The sequence below is a fragment of the Micromonospora sp. NPDC023644 genome, assembly GCF_040640115.1.
Classification (GTDB): Bacteria; Actinomycetota; Actinomycetes; order Mycobacteriales; family Micromonosporaceae; genus Micromonospora.
Genome location: NZ_JBFABA010000015.1, coordinates 12,288 through 30,662, shown reverse-complemented (window position 1 = coordinate 30,662; position 18,375 = coordinate 12,288). Strand labels below are relative to the sequence as shown.

The following is an 18,375-nucleotide window of genomic DNA, read 5'->3' as shown; positions in this document are numbered from 1 at the left end:
ATAGCTATAGGCTATGTAGATGCAGCTCCATCAGCTGAAGTACTTCGTGGCTGTGGCGGAAGTACGACATTTCACCCAAGCCGCCGACATCGTCGGCATCACCCAGCCGTCCTTGAGTAAGCAAATTCACGCCCTCGAGGACGGCCTCGGCGCCCCGTTGTTCGAGCGGGTAAGGGGCAACATCGCCCTCACGGCGGCCGGTGAGGTGCTGCTGCCGCTGGCCAAGCGGATCCTGGCCGACGTCGACACCGCGACCCGCGAGGTGCAGGAACTGGTCGGCCTGCGGCGCGGCCGGGTCCGGCTCGGCGCCACCCCCAGCCTCGCCACCTCGCTCGCCCCGCCGGTGCTGCGCCGGTTCCGCGACGCCCATCCCACGATCGACCTGAGGGTGGAGGAGAGCGGCTCGCAGGACCTGGTCCGCGGCCTGCTCCGCGGCGACCTCGACCTGGCCCTGATCATCATGCCGGCCCAGGGCACCGACCCCGGGCTGCGCGCCGACCCCATCCTGCGGGAGAGCCTCGTGGTCGCCTCGGTCGAGGAGCTGTCGGTGGCCCCGGAGACCGGCCAGCTGCGCGTCACCGACCTGCGCGACCAGCCGATGGTGATGTTCCGGGAGGGCTACGACCTGCGCGACGCCACCATCCAGGCCTGCCGGGAGGCCGGCTTCGAGCCGACCATCGCCGTCGACGGCGGCGAGATGGACGCGGTGCTGAGCTTCGTCGAGGCCGGGCTGGGCGTCGCGCTGGTCCCCGGCATCGTGGTGGCCCGCCGGCCGGGCGTACGCGTCACCCGGCTGGCCCCGCCCGGCGTCCGACGGACCATCGCGGTCGCCCGGCGCCGCGACGTCGTGCCCACCCACGCCGGCCGGGAGCTGCGCCGGATACTGCTGGAGTACGTCCGCGACGCCACCGGAGACGGGGACCTGCCGCCGGGCGTCGAGCCGCTCTGAGGCCGCCGGCGGGCCCGCGCGGTCCCACCCCGCCCCGCGCCAGGTGCGCACGACGGAAGACGACCAGCCTCCGCCGGCGCGCCTACGCTGCCCACATGGCAGCAGGCAGCGCCGTGGTGATCGGCGCCAGCATGGGCGGCCTGCTGACCGCCCGCGCACTCACCGAGGCGTACGAGCAGGTCACGGTCGTGGACCGGGACCTGCTGCCCGAGCGGGCGGACAGCCGCCGGGGCGTACCGCAGGGGCGGCAGTTGCACGTCCTGCTGACCCGGGGCCGGCAGGCGTTCGAGGAACTGCTGCCCGGGATCTCGGCGGAGCTGACCGCGCGCGGCGTGCCCACGGTCGACCTGCACGAGCAGGTCCACTGGTACAACAACGGCCACCGGATGCGGCGCGCGCCCTCCCCGCTGGTCGCCCTCGGGGTCAGCCGGCCGCTGCTGGAACAGGTCGTCCGGGAGCGGGTGGCCGCCCTGCCCGGGGTGCGGATCGTGTCGGGCTGCGAGGCGGAGGGCCTCACCACCACCGCCGACCGCGGGCGGGTCACCGGCGTGCGGCTGCGCCCCCGCGACGGGGAGCCGACCACCGTCGCGGCCGACCTCGTCGTCGACGCCGGCGGCCGGGGCACCCGCAGCCCCGTGTGGCTGGCCGAGCTGGGCTACCGGCCTGCGCCGGAGGAGCGGGTCAAGGTCGGCGTCACCTACCTCACCCGCACCTACCGGCGGGAGCCGCACCACCTGGAGGGACTGCTCGGGGCGCTCACCAACGCCGTGCCCGGCCAGCCCCGGGGCGGCATCGTCGCCGTGCAGGAGCAGGGCCGGTTCGCGGTGGCGCTCAGCGGCATGCTGGGCGAGGAGCCGCCGGCCGACGACGAGGGGATGGCCGCCTTCGCCGAGACCCTCGCCGCCCCGCAGATCGCCGACCTGCTGCGTACGGCGCGGCCCGAGAGCCCTCCGGCGACGATGAAGTTCCCGGCCAGCGTGCGGCGGCGCTACGAGCGGCTGCGTCGCTTCCCGGCCGGCTACCTGGTGGTGGCCGACGCCGTGTGCAGCTTCAACCCGGTCTACGGGCAGGGCATGACGGTGGCCGCGCTGGAGGCGCTGCTGCTGCGCCGACTGCTCCGGCGGTCGTCCGACCGGCTCGCCCGACGCTTCTTCCGGGGCGCGGCCCGGCTGATCGACGGGCCGTGGTCCATCGCGGTCGGCACCGACCTGCGCTTCCCCGAGGTGCCCGGTCGACGCTCGCCGCGGGTGCGCCTGGTCAACGCGTACGTGGGCCGGCTGCACGCGGCGGCGACCCGGGACCCGGCGCTGGGCGCGGCGTTCCTGCGGGTGGTGAACCTCGTCGACCCGCCGACGCGGCTGCTCTCCCCGCCGGTGCTGCTCCGGGTGCTGCGCGGGTCCGCGGCGGCGCCCTGATCCGCGGCGGCGCCCTGATCCGCGGCGGCGCCCTGATCCGCGGCGGCGCCCTGATCCGCGGCGGCGCCCCGACCCGCAGCGGCGCCCGGCCGGGGCGGGCGGGGCGCCCTACCTGCCCTCGGCCTCGTCCATCGCCCGGTAGATGCGCTGCTCCGACACCGGGTACGGGGTGCCCAGCGCCTGGGCGAAGACGTTCACCCGCAGCTCCTCGATCATCCAGCGGATCTGCCGGACGGCCGTCGACTGCCGGCGGCTCGGCGGCAGCGCGGCGAGCATCTCCTGGTACTCCTTCTGCACCACCGCGACCCGGTCCTGCTGCTGCTTGTCGCGCTGCGGGTTGCCCGGCAGCCGGTCCAGCCGCCGCTCGATCGCGGTGAGGTAGCGCAGCAGGTCGGGCAGGCGCGCGTACCCGGTCTCGGTGACGAACCCCTTGTGCACGAGGCCGTTGAGCTGGGCCCGGATGTCGGCCAGCGCGGCCACCACCGCCAGGTTCCTCGTGGCGCCGAGCCGCTGCTCCACCGCGTACGCGGCGGCGAGCACCCGGCGGACGCGGTCCATGATCTCGACCACGGTGTCGACCAGGTCGGCCCGGACCTTCTCCCGCAGGGCGGCGAAGCCCTCGGTGTCCCAGGCCGGCCCGCCCGCGTCGCCGATCAGCTTGTCGATCGCCGCCCCGGCCGCGTCGGAGATCAGCTCCTGCACGCCGCCGTGCGGGTTGCGGCTCAGCGCCAGCTTCGCCTCGTTGCTCAGCCGCCCCTGGAGGAACTTCGCCGGCGACGGCACGGTCAGGCGCAGCAGCCGCCGCGTGCCCGCCCAGTGGGCGGCCTCCTGCTCGGCCGGCGAGTCGAAGACCTTCACCCCGACCGTGTCGCCCTCGTCGACCAGGGCCGGGTACGCGGTCACGGCGTAGCCGGCGCGGACCTGCTCGATGGTGCGAGGAAGATCGTCGATGCTCCACGTGCGGAGGCCCGTCCGGGCGACGTCCGGGGCGGCAGCGGCCACGACCTGGCGTACCTCCGCCTTGAGCTGGCGTTGCAGGGCCGGCAGGTCCTTGCCCTCGGCGACCGGCTTGTTCTCCTCGTCGAGCACCCGGAAGCGGACCCGCAGGTGCGGCGGCAGCTTCTCCGGCTCCCACGCGTCGCGGGGCACGGTGACGCCGGTCATCCGGCGCAGCTGCCGGGTCAGCGCGTCCAGCAGCGGCTCCTCGCCGGCGGGCATCGCGGCCAGCGCCGCGCGGGCGTAGTCCGGCACCGGGACGAAGTTGCGGCGCACCGCCTTGGGCAGCGAGCGGATGAGCGCGACGACGAGCTCCTCGCGCAGCCCGGGCACCTGCCAGTCGAAGCTCTCCGCCGGCACCTGGTTGAGCAGGGGCAGCGGGATGTCGACGGTCACGCCGTCGGTCGGGGTGCCCGGCTCGAACCGGTAGGTCAGCGGCAGGGTCACCCCGTCGGCGGACCACTCGTCGGGGTAGTCGGCCTCGTCCACCCCGACCCGGCCGGCGTTGACCAGCAGCTCCCGGGTGAAGGTGAGCAGGTCGGGCTGCTCCCGGCGGGTCTTCTTCCACCAGGCGTCGAAGTGCCGGCCGGAGACCACGTCGGCGGGGACGCGCGCGTCGTAGAAGTCGAAGACGGTCTGGTCGTCGACGAGGATGTCCCGGCGGCGGGCCCGGTGCTCCAGCTCCTCGATCTCGGCCAGCAGCCGCTGGTTGTCGGCCCAGAACCGGTGGTGGGTCTGCCAGTCGCCCTCGACGAGGGCGTGCCGGATGAACAGCTCCCGGGACAGCGCCGGGTCGATCCGGCCGAAGTTGACCTTCCGGGAGGTGACCAGCGGGACGCCGTAGAGGGTCACCTTCTCGTAGGCCATCACGGCCGCCTGCTTCTTCTCCCAGTGCGGCTCGCTGTAGCTGCGCTTGACCAGGTGCTGGGCCAGCGGCTCGACCCACTCGGGCTCGACCCGGCCGGCCACCCGGCCCCAGAGGCGGGAGGTCTCCACCAGCTCGGCCGCCATCACCCAGCGCGGGGGCTTCTTGAACAGCGCCGAGCCCGGGAAGAGCGCGAACTTCGCGCCCCGTGCGCCCAGGTACTCGTGCTTCTGCGCGTCCTTGAGCCCGACGTGGGACAGCAGGCCGGCCAGCAGCGACTGGTGCACCTTCGGGGTGTCGATCTCCTCCGGCAGGTCCGCGCCGCCCCGGCGCCGGCCGCCGCCGTCGCCGTCGCGCGCCGGTCGCCCTTCTTCGGGGGTACGCAACACCTGGCGCAACTGGCTGACGATGTCCTGCCACTCGCGTACCCGCAGGTAGTTGAGGTATTCGGCCTTGCACATCCGGCGGAACGCGCTGGAGGAGAGCTCGCGCTGCTGCTCGCGCAGGTGCCGCCACAGGTTCAGCAGCGACACGAAGTCCGACTCGCGGTCGGTGAACCGGGCGTGCGCCTGGTCGGCCTGGGCCTGCTTCTCGGCGGGCCGTTCCCGGGGGTCCTGGATCGACAGCGCGGCGGCGATCACCATCACCTCGGTGGCGCAGCCGTTGCGCTCGCCCTCGACGACCATCCGGGCCAGCCGCGGGTCGACGGGGAGCTGCGCCAGCCGCCGGCCCAGCGGGGTGAGCCGCTTCGCCGGGTCGGCCTCGGCCGGGTCCAGCGCGCCGAGCTCGTGCAGCAGGTTGACGCCGTCGGCGACGTTGCGCCGGTCCGGCGGGTCGATGAACGGGAAAGCGGCGATGTCGCCGAGCCCGATGGAGGTCATCTGGAGGATGACCGAGGCGAGGTTGGTGCGCAGGATCTCCGGGTCGGTGAACTCCGGGCGGGACAGGAAGTCCTGCTCGTCGTAGAGGCGGATGCAGATGCCGTCCGAGGTGCGCCCGCAGCGCCCCTTGCGCTGGTTGGCCGACGCCTGCGAGACCGGCTCGATCGGCAGCCGCTGCACCTTGAGCCGGCTGCTGTAGCGGGAGATGCGGGCCGTGCCCGGGTCCACCACGTACTTGATGCCGGGCACGGTGAGCGAGGTCTCCGCGACGTTGGTCGCGAGCACCACCCGGCGCCCGGCGTGCGGGGCGAAGACCCGGTGCTGCTCGGCGGTGGAGAGCCGGGCGTACAGCGGCAGGATCTCGGTGCCGCGCAGCGCCGGCTTCTTCTCCACCAGCTTGGCCAGCGCGTCCGCGGTGTCGCGGATCTCCCGCTCGCCGCTGAGGAAGACCAGCACGTCGCCGGGCCCCTCGGCGGCCAGCTCCTCGACGGCGTCGCCGATGGCCTGGACCTGGTCCCGGACGTTCTCCTCGTCCTCCCCGTCGTCCTCGCCCTCGGCCACCTCGACCAGGGGCCGGTAGCGCACCTCGACCGGGTACGTGCGACCGGAGACCTCGACCACGGGCGCCGGGACGCCGTCGGGCTCCTCGGCGGTGGGTGGCCCCGCGAAGTGCCGGGCGAAGCGCTCGGTCTCGATGGTCGCCGAGGTGATGATCACCTTGAGGTCGGGGCGGCGGGGGAGGAGCTGGCGCAGGTAGCCGAGGATGAAGTCGATGTTGAGGCTGCGCTCGTGCGCCTCGTCGATGATCAGCGTGTCGTACTGGCGCAGCATCCGGTCGGTCTGCAGCTCGGCGAGCAGGATGCCGTCGGTCATCAGCTTGACCAGGCTGCGGTCGCTCACCTGGTCGCTGAAGCGCACCTTGTAGCCCACCACGTCGCCCAGCTCGGTGCCGAGCTCCTCGGCGATCCGGTCCGCCACCGTACGCGCGGCCAGCCGGCGCGGCTGGGTGTGCCCGATCAGGCCGGTGATCCCGCGCCCCAGCTCCAGGCAAATCTTCGGCAGCTGGGTGGTCTTCCCGGAGCCGGTCTCGCCGGCCACGATCACCACCTGGTGGTCGCGGATCGCGGCGGCGATGTCGTCCTTGCGTTCGCTCACCGGCAGCTGGGCCGGATAGGTGACCACCGGCACGGCGGCGCGCCGGTTCTCGAGCACCGCCTCGGCCCGCGCCACGTCGGCGGCGATCTCGCCGAGCGCCGACTCCCGGCGCTGCGGATCGCGCAGCCTGCGTACCCCGTCCAGCCGCCGTTGCAGGCGGCGCTGGTCGCGGAACATGAGGGGACGGAGGCGGCGGTGCAGCTCGCGGACGGGGTCGGTCGCGGCGGGTGCGGCTGGATTCTGCATGTCGTCGCCAAGGATAGGCAGCCGACGGCCGGACCGCCCCCGGGTTACCGCCGGGCCTCCGCCGCACCGACCCGCTCGACCCCGTCGGCCGTCGCGCGACGGGCCAGCGCGGGGCCGGGCGACCGGTCTAGAGTGGGGCGCCGACCGACCTTGGCCACGGGGGATGGGATGACGATGCGCGACACCGACCGGGCCCTGGTGCAGGCCGCCACGGCGGTCGCCAAGCTGCGCTGCCGCAGCGAGAACCACACGGTCGCCGCCGCCGCGCGGACCACCGACGGCCGGGTGTTCACCGGGGTCAACGTCTACCACTTCACCGGCGGCCCCTGCGCCGAGGTGGTCGCGGTGGGCGCCGCCGCCACCCAGGGCGTCACCGAGCTGGAGACGATCGTCGCCGTGGGCGACCGGGGGCGCGGGGTGATCCCGCCCTGCGGGCGCTGCCGGCAGGTGCTGCGCGACTACTTCCCCACGGTCCGGGTCATCGTCGGGCCGATGGACGCGCTGCGCGTGGTGCACGTCGCCGAGCTGCTGCCGGAGACCTACGTCTGGGCCGACCAGCAGCTCGACGGGCCGACCGGCCCGCTGCCCACGCCCCGACCGGCCGACTGACGCCCCGGGCCGTCAGTCGCCGGCGGCGGCCTCCAGGATCGACCGGGGCATCGGCACGTTCTCGAAGCGCACGTTGCCCTCCGGCACCATCCAGCTCATCACCCGCACGCCCAGCCGCCCGGCCCGCACGGCCGGGTCGTTCCGGTACAGCTCGCGGGCCTCCTGCGGGGAGACGGAGAGCACGACGAACCCGCGCACCCGCTCGTCGTCGGCGTCGACGAACGGGCCCGCGGCCAGGACGAGCCCCTGCTCCACCAGCCCCGCCTGGTGGGCCAGGTGGGCGTCCTGCAACCGGTCGGCCGCGTCCAGCGGCAGTTCCGGCGCGTCCGCCGGCCGGACCAGGAGCACCACGGTGTGCTGGTCGAATCGCATGCCCCACACCCTAGGCCGGCCGGGGCCCCGCGCCGCCCGGATCCGGCGCTGTCCGCCCTGGTCAGCGCCGCCCGGATCGACGACCGCGAGTTAGGCCCGGCCAGGGCGTTCGGCTACGGTAAGGCGACCCTAAGCCCGAACGTGCAGGAGCCTCGTGACCACCCTCGCCACCCGACCGACGCCGGCCGGCGCCCGGCCCCGGGCGCGTGGCGGCCGGCGGCTCGCGGTCACCGTCGCCGCCGCGCTGGTGCTGCTGCTGGCCGTGCTGGCGAGCTTCGCGCTCGGCAGCCGGGCGCTGGCCGTCGACGAGGTGTGGCGCGCGCTGGTCGCGCCGGACGGCGGCGAGGCCGCCACCATCGTGCGGGAGCTGCGGATGCCGCGCACCGCGCTGGGCCTCGCCGTCGGGCTGGCGCTCGCCGTCGCCGGGGTCCTCTTCCAGGCCCTCACCCGCAACCCGCTGGCCGAACCGCGGATCCTCGGCATCAGCGCCGGCGCGTCGTTCGGTGTGGTGCTGGCCATCTCCGTCTTCGGCGTGGGCACCCTCGCCGGGTACGTCTGGTTCGGCATCGCCGGCGCGCTCGGCGCCGGCGTGCTGGTCTTCGCCGTCGCGGCCAGGGCCCGCGAGGGCGCCAGCCCGGTCACCCTCGCGCTGGTCGGCGCGGCCCTCGACGCCAGTCTCGCCTCCGTGGTGTACGCGCTGCTCAGCATGGACGCCCGCACCTTCGAGGAGTACCGCTTCTGGGTGGTCGGCGGGCTGACCGGCCGGGACCTCGCGGTAGCCGCCCAGGTGCTGCCGTTCGTGCTCGCCGGGCTGGTGCTGGCCGCGCTGGTCGCCCGGGGCCTGGACGCGCTCGCCCTCGGCGACGACGTGGCACGGGGCCTGGGGCACCGGATCGGGCTGGTCCGTCTCGGCGGCGGCGTCGCCGCGGTGCTGCTCACCGGGGCGGCCGTCGCCGCGGCCGGGCCGATCGCGTTCGTCGGGCTCGCGGTGCCGCACCTGGCCCGCGCCCTGGTCGGCGCCGACCACCGCTGGACCCTCGCGGTCTCGGCGCTGCTGGGGCCCGCGCTGCTGCTCGGCGCCGACGTCGCTGGCCGGCTCGTCGCGCCGCCCGGGGAGGTGCCCGCGGGCATCGTCACCGCGCTGATCGGCGCCCCGCTGCTGGCCTTCCTGGTCCGCCGCGCGAAGGTGGTGACGGCGTGACCGCCGCCGCCCCGACCACCGACCGGCCGGCGGGTCGTCCCCGCGCCGGCGTCACCGCGCTGCCCGGGCGTTCGCTGGTGCGGGTCGGCCCGGTCGCCGTGCAGGTCCGGCGCCGCTCGGCGCTGGTCGCCGCCGCGCTGGTCGTGCTGCTGCTGGCGGCGGGGGTGCTCAGCCTCTCCCTGGGCACCCCGTACGTCGCCCCGGCCGACGTGCTGCGCGCCCTCTCCGGCGCCGGCACCCCGTACGACCTGGTGGTCCTGGACCTGCGGCTGCCCCGGCTGGTGCTGGCCGCGGTGGCCGGCGCGGCCTTTGGGGTGGCCGGCACGCTGATCCAGAGCGTGGCCCGCAACCCGCTCGCCAGCCCCGACGTCGTCGGCATCACCCAGGGCGCCGGTCTCGCCGCGACGGTGGCCCTGACCGGCGGCGTCGCCGCCGTCCTCGTGGCGCCGGCGGCGCTGGTCGGCGGGCTGGTCGCCGCCGTGCTGCTGTTCGTCCTCGGCGCCCGGCACGGGCTGGCCGCCCAGCGGTTCGTGCTCGCTGGCGTGGCGGTCGCCTTCGCACTGCGGGCCCTGACCGAGGTGGTCATGCTCACCGCCGACCCGATCGACGGGTTGCGCGCGCAGATCTGGCTGATCGGCACGCTGGCCGGCAAGGGCTGGACCGAGAGCCTCTGGATCGCCCTCACCCTGGCCGCGCTCCTGCCGGTGCTGGCCTGGGCCGGCTGGGCGCTGAACAGCACCGCCCTGGACGACGACACGGCCCGGGGGATCGGCCTGCGCCCGGTGGCCCGCCGGGTCGGCCTCGCCGGCACCGGGGTGCTGGCCGCCGCGATGGTCACCGCCCAGGTCGGCGCGGTGGACTTCGTCGCCCTGGTCGCCCCGCAGCTGGCCCGCCGGCTGGTCCGCGCCGAGCGCCCGCCGCTGGTCTGCGCCGCGCTGCTCGGGGCGCTGCTGCTGGTGCTGGCCGACCTGGGCGGCCGGCGGCTGTTCGCCCCCACCCAGCTGCCCGCCGGCGTGCTGACCGCCGCCATCGGCGGCCCGTACCTGATCTTCCTGCTGCTCCGCGGCCGGCGGCGGTCCTCGTGATGTCCCACCCTGGCAAGGAGGCGTGATGCTCTCCACCCGCGACCTGGTCGCCGGCTACGACGAGCGGACCGTGCTCGACGGGCTCGACCTGGAGCTGCCCGGCGACGCGTTCACGGTGATCGTCGGGCCCAACGCCTGCGGCAAGTCCACCCTGCTGCGCACCATGGCCCGCCTGCTCACGCCCCGGCGCGGCGCCGTGCTGCTGGACGGCACCGCCATCCGGGACCTGCCGACCCGCGAGGTCGCCCGCCGGCTCGGCGTGCTGCCGCAGAGCCCGCTGGTGCCGGAGGGCGTGACCGTCGCCGACCTGGTCGGCCGGGGCCGGCAGCCGTACCAGCGGTGGTGGCGGCAGTGGTCGGAGTCCGACGGCGTCGCCGTCGACCGGGCCATGGCGCTCGCCGACGTCACCGGGCTGGCCGACCGGCCGGTGGACACCCTCTCCGGCGGGCAGCGCCAGCGCGTCTGGATCGCCATGACGCTCGCCCAGGACACCGAGGCGTTGCTGCTGGACGAGCCCACCACCTTCCTCGACCTCGCCCACCAGGTGGAGGTGCTGGACCTGCTGCACCGGCTGCGCGTCGAGCGGGGTCGCACGGTCGTCGCCGTGCTGCACGACCTCAACCAGGCGGCCCGGTACGCCGACCACCTGATCGCGATGCGCTCCGGCGCCGTGGTGGCCGCCGGGCCGCCCCGGGAGATCCTCACCGCCGACCTGGTCCGGGACGTCTTCGGCCTCGACTGCGTGGTCGTGCCCTGCCCGGTGACCGGGGCGCCCCTGGTGGTGCCCGCGCTCACCAGTCCCTCCCTGGCTCGCCCCTCCGCCGGGGACGCGGCGACGCCGCTGACCGGCTCGTACCCTTCGAAAGGAATCTGATGCGTCGTCTCGCCGCCGCCCTCACCGCGGCGTTGGCCCTCGGCGTCGGTCTCACCGCCTGTGGTGAGAGCGACCCGGTCGCCGGCACCACCACCGGGGAGACCCGGGAGATCACCCACGCCATGGGCACCACCAAGGTGCCGGCGGAACCCAAGCGGGTCGTCGTGCTCGACACCGACAAGATCGACACGGCCCTGTCCCTGGGCGTCACGCCCGTCGGCGCCGCCACCGCCGGCGAGGCGAAGAGCTGGCCGACCTACTTCGGCGAGGAGAAGCTGGCCGGGATCAAGGAGGTCGGGGTGCTCACCGAGCCCGACCTGGAGGCCATCAACGCCCTCAAGCCGGACCTGATCCTGGGCAGCAAGTTCCGCCAGGAGAAGTTCTACGACGAGCTGGCCGCCATCGCGCCGACCGTCTTCACCGAGAAGGTCGGCATCACCTGGAAGGAGAACTTCCTCTTCGACGGCAAGGCGCTCGGCAAGGAGCAGCAGGCCAAGGACCTGCTGGCCACGTACGAGACGCGGGCCAGGGAGTTCGGCGGCAAGCTCGGCGACGCGGCCGACCGCAAGGTCTCCATCGTCCGCTTCATGCCGACCGAGATCCGGGTGTACGGGCCGGACTCGTTCTCCGGCATCGTCGTCGGCGACACCGGGCTGGGCCGCCCCGAGCGGCAGCAGCTCACCGGCAAGGAGGACCGGCGGATGGACCGGGTCAGCCCGGAGCGGATCGGCGAGGTCGACGGTGACGTCGTCTTCGTGACCGCGTACGGCGAGAAGGCCGCCGCCGAGCAGGCCAAGGTCACCGGCGGGACGCTCTGGAAGGGGCTGTCGGCGGTCAAGGCGGGCAAGGCGCACGTCGTCTCCGACGAGATCTGGATGACCGGCATCGGCGTCGGCGCCGCCAACAAGATCCTCGACGACCTGGAGAAGTACCTCACCGCCTGACCCCGGTCGCGCGCGGCAGCCGCTACGGCTGCCGCGCGTCACCCGCCACGGACTCGCCGGCGGCGCGCCGGAGCGAGCGGTAGCGGGGGAGGTCCTCGCGGGCCGGCCCGCCCTGCCGGACCCGCTCGGCCGGCCGCACCGCCGGCTGGTCCGGCACCCGGGGCGCCTCCCCGCTCTCCGTCACCAGGTCCTCGGTCTCCTGGACCAGGTAGTGCGGCCGGCGCTTGGTCTCGTAGTAGATCCGGCCGATGTACTCCCCGATCACGCCCAGGATCGTCATCTGGATGCCGCCGAGGCCGATCACGCTGACGATGATGGTGGTGTAGCCGGGAACGTCGATCCCCTTGTCGACGGCGTCCGCGACCACCCAGGCCATGTAGACCACCGCGATCAGGGTGAGGAACAGGCCGGCGTAGATCGCCAGCCGCAGCGGCCGGTTGTTGAACGACAGCAGCCCGTCGAACGCGTAGTTGAACAGCTTGCCGAACGTCCACCTGCTCCGGCCCGTCTGCCGGGTCTGGTTGCCGTGCGCGACCACCACCGTGCGGAACCCGATCCAGGAGAACAGCCCCTTCGAGAAGCGGTTGTACTCCGGCATCGCCAGCACCGCGTCCACCGCGAGCCGGGACAGCAGCCGGAAGTCACCCGCCCCGTCCAGCAGCCGCACGTCGATCCACCAGTTGACCACCCGGTAGAAGGACCGCGAGGCCAGCATCCGGACGAACCGGTCCCCGCGCCGATCCCGGCGGGCGATCACCTGGTCGAAGCCCTGCCGGTACAGCGCCACCATGTCGGGCAGCAGGCGCGGTGGATGCTGGAGGTCGGCGTCCATGATGACGACCGCGTCCCCGGTGGCCCGCTCCAGCCCGGCCAGCATCGCCGCCTCCTTGCCGAAGTTCCGGCTCAGCGACGTGTAGCGCACGGTGGGATCGGCGGCGGCGAGTCGGCGCAGCGCCACGAGGGTGCCGTCGGAGCTGCCGTCGTCGACGTAGACCACCTCGACGTCGACGTCGGACAGCTCCGCGACCGCGGCGGTCACCGCCGTGTGCAACCGCTCCACCGAGGCCTCCTCGTTGAAGCAGGGCACCACCACCGACAGACGCATCCTCGTCACCGGGTCCAGCCGGTGCCCGTGGGTGCCCAGCCCGCGCCGCGCCGCCCCGCGCCTTCACAGGCGGTAGACCAGCACACCATCGATCTCCTCCCGGGTGATGCCCAGCCCGTCGAACGGTCGGTTCGCGATGCCCTCCCAGGGCGTGCCGGCGGTCCAGCCCGGCAGGGCGACCACGGACCGCACCCCGATGCCCCGCAGGTACGCCACGCTGCCCGGGTCGGGGAAGGCGGCCGTCGCGGCCCGGGTCTGCGCCTGGGTGACCGGCTCGAACCCGGCCAGCCCGTTCGTCACCCGGGGGAACCCGTCCGTCGTCCACAACATGAAGATCAGATCGACCGCGCCGCCGGCGGGCAGCACCAGCATCGGTTCCCCCGCCGTACGCATCGCGGCCGGTGGCGTCGGCACCACCGGATGCGCCGTCCGGTTGACCCCCTCCAGCCCGACCAGGGCCAGGGGCACCAGCAGGACCACCGGCGCCAGGAACCTGGCCCAGCCCCGGGACGACCACCGCCGCACCGCCGTGGCGAACACCGTCACCGCGCCCGCCGCCAGCACGGCCAGCAGCAGGCTCGTCCAGTGCATCATCCGGCCCGGCGTGCGCAGCGCGTCCCAGCCCGGCAGGTGCTTGGACAGCGTCAGGTAGCCCGGATCGCCGTCGCCGCCGAGGGTGACGCCCAGGCCCAGCAGCACCGTGCCGAGCACACCGAGCCCCAACGCGACCCGGTGTCGGGCCGGGAACACCGAGACGAACAACCCCGCCGCGGCCAACGCGAGCAGGACCATCCCGGGCAGCAGCGCCATCTCCGGCGGCCAGGAGAGCTGTTCCCGGGCCGCCGCGTGCCGCTCGCCCCACCACCACGAGTCCGCCGGGGCGGTGACGAAGCCGATCAGCGGCGGCGAGAACATCTCCGTCCAGGCCAGCGACCGTTCGGCCTGCGGATTGAGGTCGACGACCCGCAGGTAGACCAGCCCCAGCAGCAGCGTCACCGCCCCGAAGACGGCCCCACCGGCCAGGTCGGCGACCAGCAGCCGCCGGCCGAACGCGGGTCGTCGCCCGCGCCGCCACCACGACCAGCCGTAGCCGCCGGCCCCGACCAGCACCGCGGCCAGCAGGAAGTACACCAGTGGCAGCCCGATGCCGAAGCCCAGGCTGATCTGCCAGGCGGCGACGAGCCACCCCGCCAGGGCCCACCCGGGTCGCCGGTGCTCCGGCCGGTACCCGTGCCGCAACGACCAGCCGTGACCGCGAGCCAGCATCGCCAGGCACAACGCGATCCCGCCGCTGGAGAGGATGTTCAGGTGGCCGGCGTGCGCCAACCGCCAGGGCGCGTACGCCCACGCGACCCCGGCGACCGCTCCGCCCAGCCGGCCCGCCCCGAGCTGCCGGGCCAGCGCGTACGCCCCGACGAAGGCCAACGCGTGCACCAGCACGTACATCACGTTGTACCGGACCAGGGCGGCCTCGAAGCCCGAGCCGAGCATCCCGAACGGGGCGTAGCCGAGCAGGGTGTCGCTGTAGGCGTACGTGTAGGTCTCGGGGAAGAAGGTGTTCGAGTGCCAGAGACCGGCCGGGTTGCTGAGCACGGCGTGCCCGGCCCAGGCCATCTGCCACGCCTGCAACGTGGGGTCGCCGATGTCGCCGGGGATGGTGCTCGCCGGATGCCGCATCGTCGGCCAGGTCAGCGCCACCGCCAGCAGCAGCCCGCCGAGCACCGCCAGCGTCCATTCGTGTCGCAGCCACCGCCACCGCTCCCGCCGGCCGGGGGCCCCGGTGGAGGGATCCTCGTCGTGCGCGGCGATCTCGGCGGGCGGTCGGGCGTCCGTGGACCCGGTGGTCATGAAGATAGATGATTCACGATGTCGGTTGTCATGTCGATCCGCCGCCCGAGATGTGGGCTGTCGGGCGTGTCCGTCGACGCGTGATCCGCCGCGCGGCGGAGGCGGACGTGGGACGTTTCCGGGTGACGCGGGGCCCGCCCGGCCCGGCCGATGTCGGGCCGGACCGGGCGGGCGGGTCGGGTGGTGGGCAGGGATCAGGCGGCGGTGGCCCAGATGGCCCGGAAGGCGGCCGCCTCGCCGGCCAGCCAGCGTTCGATCTGTTCGGGGCGGGCGTCGGCGGGCATGCGGTGGGCCTCGCCCCGACGGACGTCGACCAGGACCGGCTCGGCGTGCGGGAGCACCGCGTCCATGTGCCGGGCCATCAGGTGCAGGGCGGCGAGGGTCGCCTCCTCGCTGGGCGGCGCCTCGTCGAAGTGCAGTCGGACGGCCTCGACGCGGCCGTCGGCGTGGCGTACGCCGAACTGGGGGTTGACCTTGACGGGCAGGTCGCCGAGCATCGCGAGCGCGTCGCGGGTCTGGGCGAGGTCGACCTCCCTCGGCTCGCCGAGGGAGTGCAGCCAGGCCGTCGCGCCGGGGACGAGGGCCTGGTAGAGCGGTCGCCAGCGGGGCTTGACCACGTCGACCACCTGGTCGAGGTGGGTGCCGCCGGTGTGGAAGGCGATGTCGGCCTTGAGCGCCTTGACGAACTGGCCGTGCGGGTTGAAGCCGGAGCGGCTGGCCCGCTGCTTGCGCAGGCCCCCGACGAAGGTGGCCTTCGTCGGGCCGGTGCGGTCGACGTAGCGGGTGAAGCCGAGCAGGGTGGCGTAGGGGGTGGGTGGGGCGGAGGCGGGCGTGGTCACGGGCGTCCTCCCAGGTCAGGACCTCGATTAGTACACACATTCTAATCGACGGGTGTGACATCTCCCAGGGTTTCTCGGGGGCGTTCGTGCCCGGCTGCGCGAGGGGTCGGGCCGGGGCTGCGGCATCCGTCCGGGCGTCCCCGCGGCAGGGCGACGGGGACGCCCGGACGGGGCGGAGGACGCTTCCGCGTGGCGGACGGACGGGGGACGCTTCCGCGTGGCGGAGGGGCGGGACCTCGTTCAGGCGTCCGGGCCGTCTCGGGGCGCCGTCGCCGGCGTGCGCGGTGTCGCGCCGGCGCATTGGCGAATTCCGCCCCACGCCCGTGCGGCGCGGCGGCGAACCGCCATGAGAATGGCGGCGCTCTCGCCGACGTTCGCGCCGGCCTTGCCGAAAAGGGTGGGGTGTTTCGTTTCCCGGTCGCGTCCCGGAGGCCGCGGAACTCCTGGTGGCCGGCGGTGCCGCCGTGAGTGGCGCGTTCCGCGAAGGAATTTCCGGCCACCGCAAAACGACAAAGGGAAAGGAGAACCCTCTCCTTTCCCTTCTCAACATATAGCGCACCGGGGGGCTTGCGGCAAGACCCGGGTCGTGCCGCAGAATCACCGGCCGAGGCCAGGACCCGCGGAAATGGACCTCACGAAATGCGCCCGTCGTCGTCGTGGATCGCGCGGGGACGACGTCCCGCTGGTGGAACTCGCGCTGCGGCCGAGGCCGCTCGGCGCAATGGCGCGGGGTGCGCGAGGAGTACGCGCGGCGACTGCCCGGTGTCGGCGTGCCCGCGTACGCACGCGGCAGCGCCGGGCCAGGACCCAGAACAAAGATCGGAGCCGATGACGTGAACCCACCGACCGCCAGCGCGTTCGACCTTCCCGAGCGCCTCTCCGCCAAGGCCGACCCGTCGCTGATCGCCGGCGACGAGCAGCACTTCGCGGCCATCGCGGAGAGCCTCGAACGGTTGGCCGCCGAGCTGTCCGACCGCCTCGATGCCGAGCGCAGGGCGCCCGGCGGCAAGGGCCGGCAGGCGGTGGACCGGGACACGGAGATCCGCCGGCTGACCGCCCGCCTGCGCACCCTGCGTCGCTTCGGTGTGGACCTGTGCCTCGGACACATGGTCGGCGCGGACGATCCCGAGCCCGTGTACGTCGGACGCCGTGGCCTCACGGACGGCGCGGGTCGTCGGCTGCTGCTCGACTGGCGCTCGCCCGCGGCCGAGCCCTTCTTCGGCGCGACCCACGCCAACCCGATGGGTCTGGCGAGCCGCCGCAGGTACCGCTGGACCCGCGGCCGGATCACCGACTACTGGGACGAGGTGTTCACCCCGGACGGGTTCACCGGGCACGCCGCCTCGCTCGACGACCAGTCCGTCTTCATCGCCAGCCTGGGCGGCAGCCGGTCGACCCGGATGCGGGACGTGCTCGGCACCATCCAGGCCGACCAGGACGCCATCATCCGCGCGGGCTCCCGCGGCGCTCTCGTCGTCGACGGCGGTCCGGGTACGGGAAAGACCGTCGTCGCCCTGCACCGCACCGCCTACCTCCTCTACGCCGACCCCCGCCTCGGTCACCGCCGGGGCGGCGTGCTGTTCGTCGGTCCGCACCAGCCCTACCTGAGCTACGTCTCCGACGTCCTGCCCAGCCTCGGCGAGGAGGAGGTGCAGACCTGCACCCTGCGGGACCTCGTGCCGGAGGGCGCCGCGGCGACCGTCGAGACCGACCCGGACGTGGCCCTTCTGAAGTCGTCCGCGGACCTGGTGCGGGCGATCGAGGCGGCCGTCAGGTTCTACGAGGAGCCGCCGGTCAAGGGCATGACGGTCACGACCGACGAGTCCGAGATCTGGCTGAGCGCCGACGACTGGGCCGAGGCGTTCGAGGCGCCGGGGCCCGGCACCCCGCACAACGAGGCGCGTGACGAGGTCTGGGAGGAGCTGCTGACGATCCTGACGGAGAAGTACGACGGCGACGAGCCGGACGACCTGGTCCGCAGGTCGCTGCTGCGCAACACGGAGCTGCGCACGGCCTTCAACCGCGCCTGGCCGCTGCTCGACGCGCCCACCCTCGTCGCGGACCTGTGGTCGGTGCCCGCCTACCTGCGCAGGTGCGCTCCCTGGCTCGCCCCCGACGAGGTCCGGAAGCTGCGGCGCGACGACGCCCGGGCCTGGACGGTGTCCGACCTGCCGCTGCTGGACGCGGCTCGGCAGCGGCTCGGCGACCCGGAGGCGTCCGGACGCCGGCGCCGGCATGACGCCTTCGTCGCCACCGAACGCGCGCGCCTGGCCACGGTCGTCGACGAACTGATCCAGGCCGACGCCTACGACGACGGTGAGGGGCTGCTGACGATGCTGCACCAGCAGGACCTGCGGGACGCCCTGGTCGACGAGGCCGCACTGCCCGGCGTCGACCCGGACCTGCTCGCCGGCCCGTTCGCGCACATCGTTGTGGACGAGGCCCAGGAACTGACCGACGCGGAGTGGCAGATGTTGCTGCTCCGCTGCCCGTCCCGGAGCTTCACCATCGTGGGGGACCGCGCCCAGGCCAGGCACGGGTTCACCGAGTCGTGGCGGGAACGGCTCGAGCGGATCGGGCTCGACCGGATCGACCTGGCCTCCCTGAGCGTCAACTACCGCACGCCGGAAGAGATCATGGCCGAGGCCGAGCCGGTCATCCGGGCCGCGCTCCCGGACGCCAACGTGCCGACCTCCATCCGCGGCAGCGGCGTTCCCGTCGTACGCGGAGCTGCCGCTGACCTCGACTCGATCCTCGACACCTGGCTCGCCGCGCACGCCGAGGGGATCGCCTGCGTCATCGGCGACCCCACCTTCGAGCCGACGTCCCGCGTCCGGTCGCTGACCCCGGAGCTGTCGAAGGGGCTCGAGTTCGACCTGGTCGTCCTCGTCGACCCGGAGGCATTCGGCGAAGGCCTCCAGGGCGCGGTCGACCGCTACGTCGCGATGACCCGGGCGACCCGGCAACTCGTCGTCCTCACCACCTCCTGAC

Annotated in this window: 13 protein-coding genes; 8 read left to right on the top strand and 5 right to left on the bottom strand. The window is 74.2% G+C overall.

Features of this window, described 5'->3' with window-relative positions; all coding sequences use genetic code 11:
• Positions 1–19 precede the first annotated feature (19 nt).
• Together AB0G08_RS14380 and AB0G08_RS14375 are read left to right on the top strand one after the other, a co-directional pair.
• Complete coding sequence (locus tag AB0G08_RS14380) at positions 20–949, top strand: LysR family transcriptional regulator (RefSeq protein WP_358087254.1); 930 nt, start codon at positions 20–22, stop codon at positions 947–949.
• Between the two features lie 95 nt (positions 950–1,044).
• Positions 1,045–2,364 carry an FAD-dependent monooxygenase gene (locus AB0G08_RS14375; protein ID WP_358087252.1) on the top strand — a complete coding sequence of 440 codons (1,320 nt, stop codon included), beginning with the start codon at positions 1,045–1,047 and terminating at the stop codon, positions 2,362–2,364.
• A 108-nt stretch (positions 2,365–2,472) separates the two neighbouring features.
• Here AB0G08_RS14375 and hrpA read toward each other — a convergent pair whose 3' ends face one another.
• Positions 2,473–6,507 carry an ATP-dependent RNA helicase HrpA gene (gene hrpA, locus AB0G08_RS14370; protein WP_358087250.1) on the bottom strand — a complete coding sequence of 1,345 codons (4,035 nt, stop codon included), beginning with the start codon at positions 6,505–6,507 and terminating at the stop codon, positions 2,473–2,475.
• Positions 6,508–6,675: 168 nt separating this feature from the next.
• Between hrpA and AB0G08_RS14365 the strand changes: the two genes are divergently transcribed.
• On the top strand, positions 6,676–7,116 hold the full coding sequence (locus AB0G08_RS14365) for a cytidine deaminase (RefSeq protein ID WP_358087248.1): 441 nt from the start codon (positions 6,676–6,678) through the stop codon (positions 7,114–7,116).
• Between the two features lie 12 nt (positions 7,117–7,128).
• Here the strand turns inward: AB0G08_RS14365 and AB0G08_RS14360 are convergent, their stop codons facing one another.
• Complete coding sequence (locus tag AB0G08_RS14360) at positions 7,129–7,488, bottom strand: YciI family protein (protein WP_358087246.1); 360 nt, start codon at positions 7,486–7,488, stop codon at positions 7,129–7,131.
• A 154-nt stretch (positions 7,489–7,642) separates the two neighbouring features.
• On the opposite strand from AB0G08_RS14360, the gene AB0G08_RS14355 reads away from it, so the two are divergent.
• Genes AB0G08_RS14355 through AB0G08_RS14340 form a run of 4 tightly spaced genes read left to right on the top strand, consistent with a single transcriptional unit; the run spans position 7,643 to position 11,592 of the window.
• Complete coding sequence (locus AB0G08_RS14355; protein ID WP_358087245.1) at positions 7,643–8,689, top strand: iron ABC transporter permease; 1,047 nt, start codon at positions 7,643–7,645, stop codon at positions 8,687–8,689.
• A complete protein-coding gene (locus AB0G08_RS14350; RefSeq protein WP_358087243.1) occupies positions 8,686–9,774 on the top strand; it encodes an iron ABC transporter permease in 1,089 nt (362 codons plus the stop codon). The genes AB0G08_RS14355 and AB0G08_RS14350 overlap by 4 nt, the downstream gene beginning before the upstream one ends.
• Before the next feature lie 25 nt (positions 9,775–9,799).
• Positions 9,800–10,648, top strand: a complete 849-nt coding sequence (locus tag AB0G08_RS14345; protein WP_358087242.1) for an ABC transporter ATP-binding protein — start codon at positions 9,800–9,802, stop codon at positions 10,646–10,648.
• A complete protein-coding gene (locus AB0G08_RS14340; protein WP_358087240.1) occupies positions 10,648–11,592 on the top strand; it encodes an iron-siderophore ABC transporter substrate-binding protein in 945 nt (314 codons plus the stop codon). Before AB0G08_RS14345 ends, AB0G08_RS14340 begins: the two co-directional genes overlap by 1 nt.
• A gap of 22 nt (positions 11,593–11,614) precedes the next feature.
• On the opposite strand, the gene AB0G08_RS14335 is transcribed toward AB0G08_RS14340, so the two are convergent.
• The 3 genes from AB0G08_RS14335 to AB0G08_RS14325 form a co-directional block, all read right to left on the bottom strand.
• Entirely contained in the window at positions 11,615–12,706 is a 1,092-nt protein-coding gene (locus AB0G08_RS14335) for a glycosyltransferase family 2 protein (protein ID WP_358087239.1), read from the bottom strand.
• A 54-nt stretch (positions 12,707–12,760) separates the two neighbouring features.
• Positions 12,761–14,545, bottom strand: coding sequence for a hypothetical protein (locus AB0G08_RS14330; RefSeq protein WP_358087237.1), 1,785 nt, complete (start codon positions 14,543–14,545; stop codon positions 12,761–12,763).
• A gap of 194 nt (positions 14,546–14,739) precedes the next feature.
• On the bottom strand, positions 14,740–15,384 hold the full coding sequence (locus tag AB0G08_RS14325) for a hypothetical protein (protein WP_358087236.1): 645 nt from the start codon (positions 15,382–15,384) through the stop codon (positions 14,740–14,742).
• An 833-nt stretch (positions 15,385–16,217) separates the two neighbouring features.
• Here AB0G08_RS14325 and helR point away from each other — a divergent pair.
• Entirely contained in the window at positions 16,218–18,374 is a 2,157-nt protein-coding gene (helR, locus tag AB0G08_RS14320; RefSeq protein ID WP_358087234.1) for an RNA polymerase recycling motor ATPase HelR, read from the top strand.
• Position 18,375: the final 1 nt, after the last annotated feature.

Bases quoted from the DNA above. Each gene is read 5' to 3' on its own strand.
- AB0G08_RS14330 (WP_358087237.1), bottom strand. From the start codon at position 14,545: ATGACCACCGGGTCCACGGACGCCCGACCGCCCGCCGAGATCGCCGCG.
- AB0G08_RS14380 (WP_358087254.1), top strand. From the start codon at position 20: ATGCAGCTCCATCAGCTGAAGTACTTCGTGGCTGTGGCGGAAGTACGA.
- AB0G08_RS14365 (WP_358087248.1), top strand. From the start codon at position 6,676: ATGACGATGCGCGACACCGACCGGGCCCTGGTGCAGGCCGCCACGGCG.
- AB0G08_RS14375 (WP_358087252.1), top strand. From the start codon at position 1,045: ATGGCAGCAGGCAGCGCCGTGGTGATCGGCGCCAGCATGGGCGGCCTG.
- AB0G08_RS14360 (WP_358087246.1), bottom strand. From the start codon at position 7,488: ATGCGATTCGACCAGCACACCGTGGTGCTCCTGGTCCGGCCGGCGGAC.
- AB0G08_RS14340 (WP_358087240.1), top strand. From the start codon at position 10,648: ATGCGTCGTCTCGCCGCCGCCCTCACCGCGGCGTTGGCCCTCGGCGTC.
- AB0G08_RS14345 (WP_358087242.1), top strand. From the start codon at position 9,800: ATGCTCTCCACCCGCGACCTGGTCGCCGGCTACGACGAGCGGACCGTG.
- hrpA (WP_358087250.1), bottom strand. From the start codon at position 6,507: ATGCAGAATCCAGCCGCACCCGCCGCGACCGACCCCGTCCGCGAGCTG.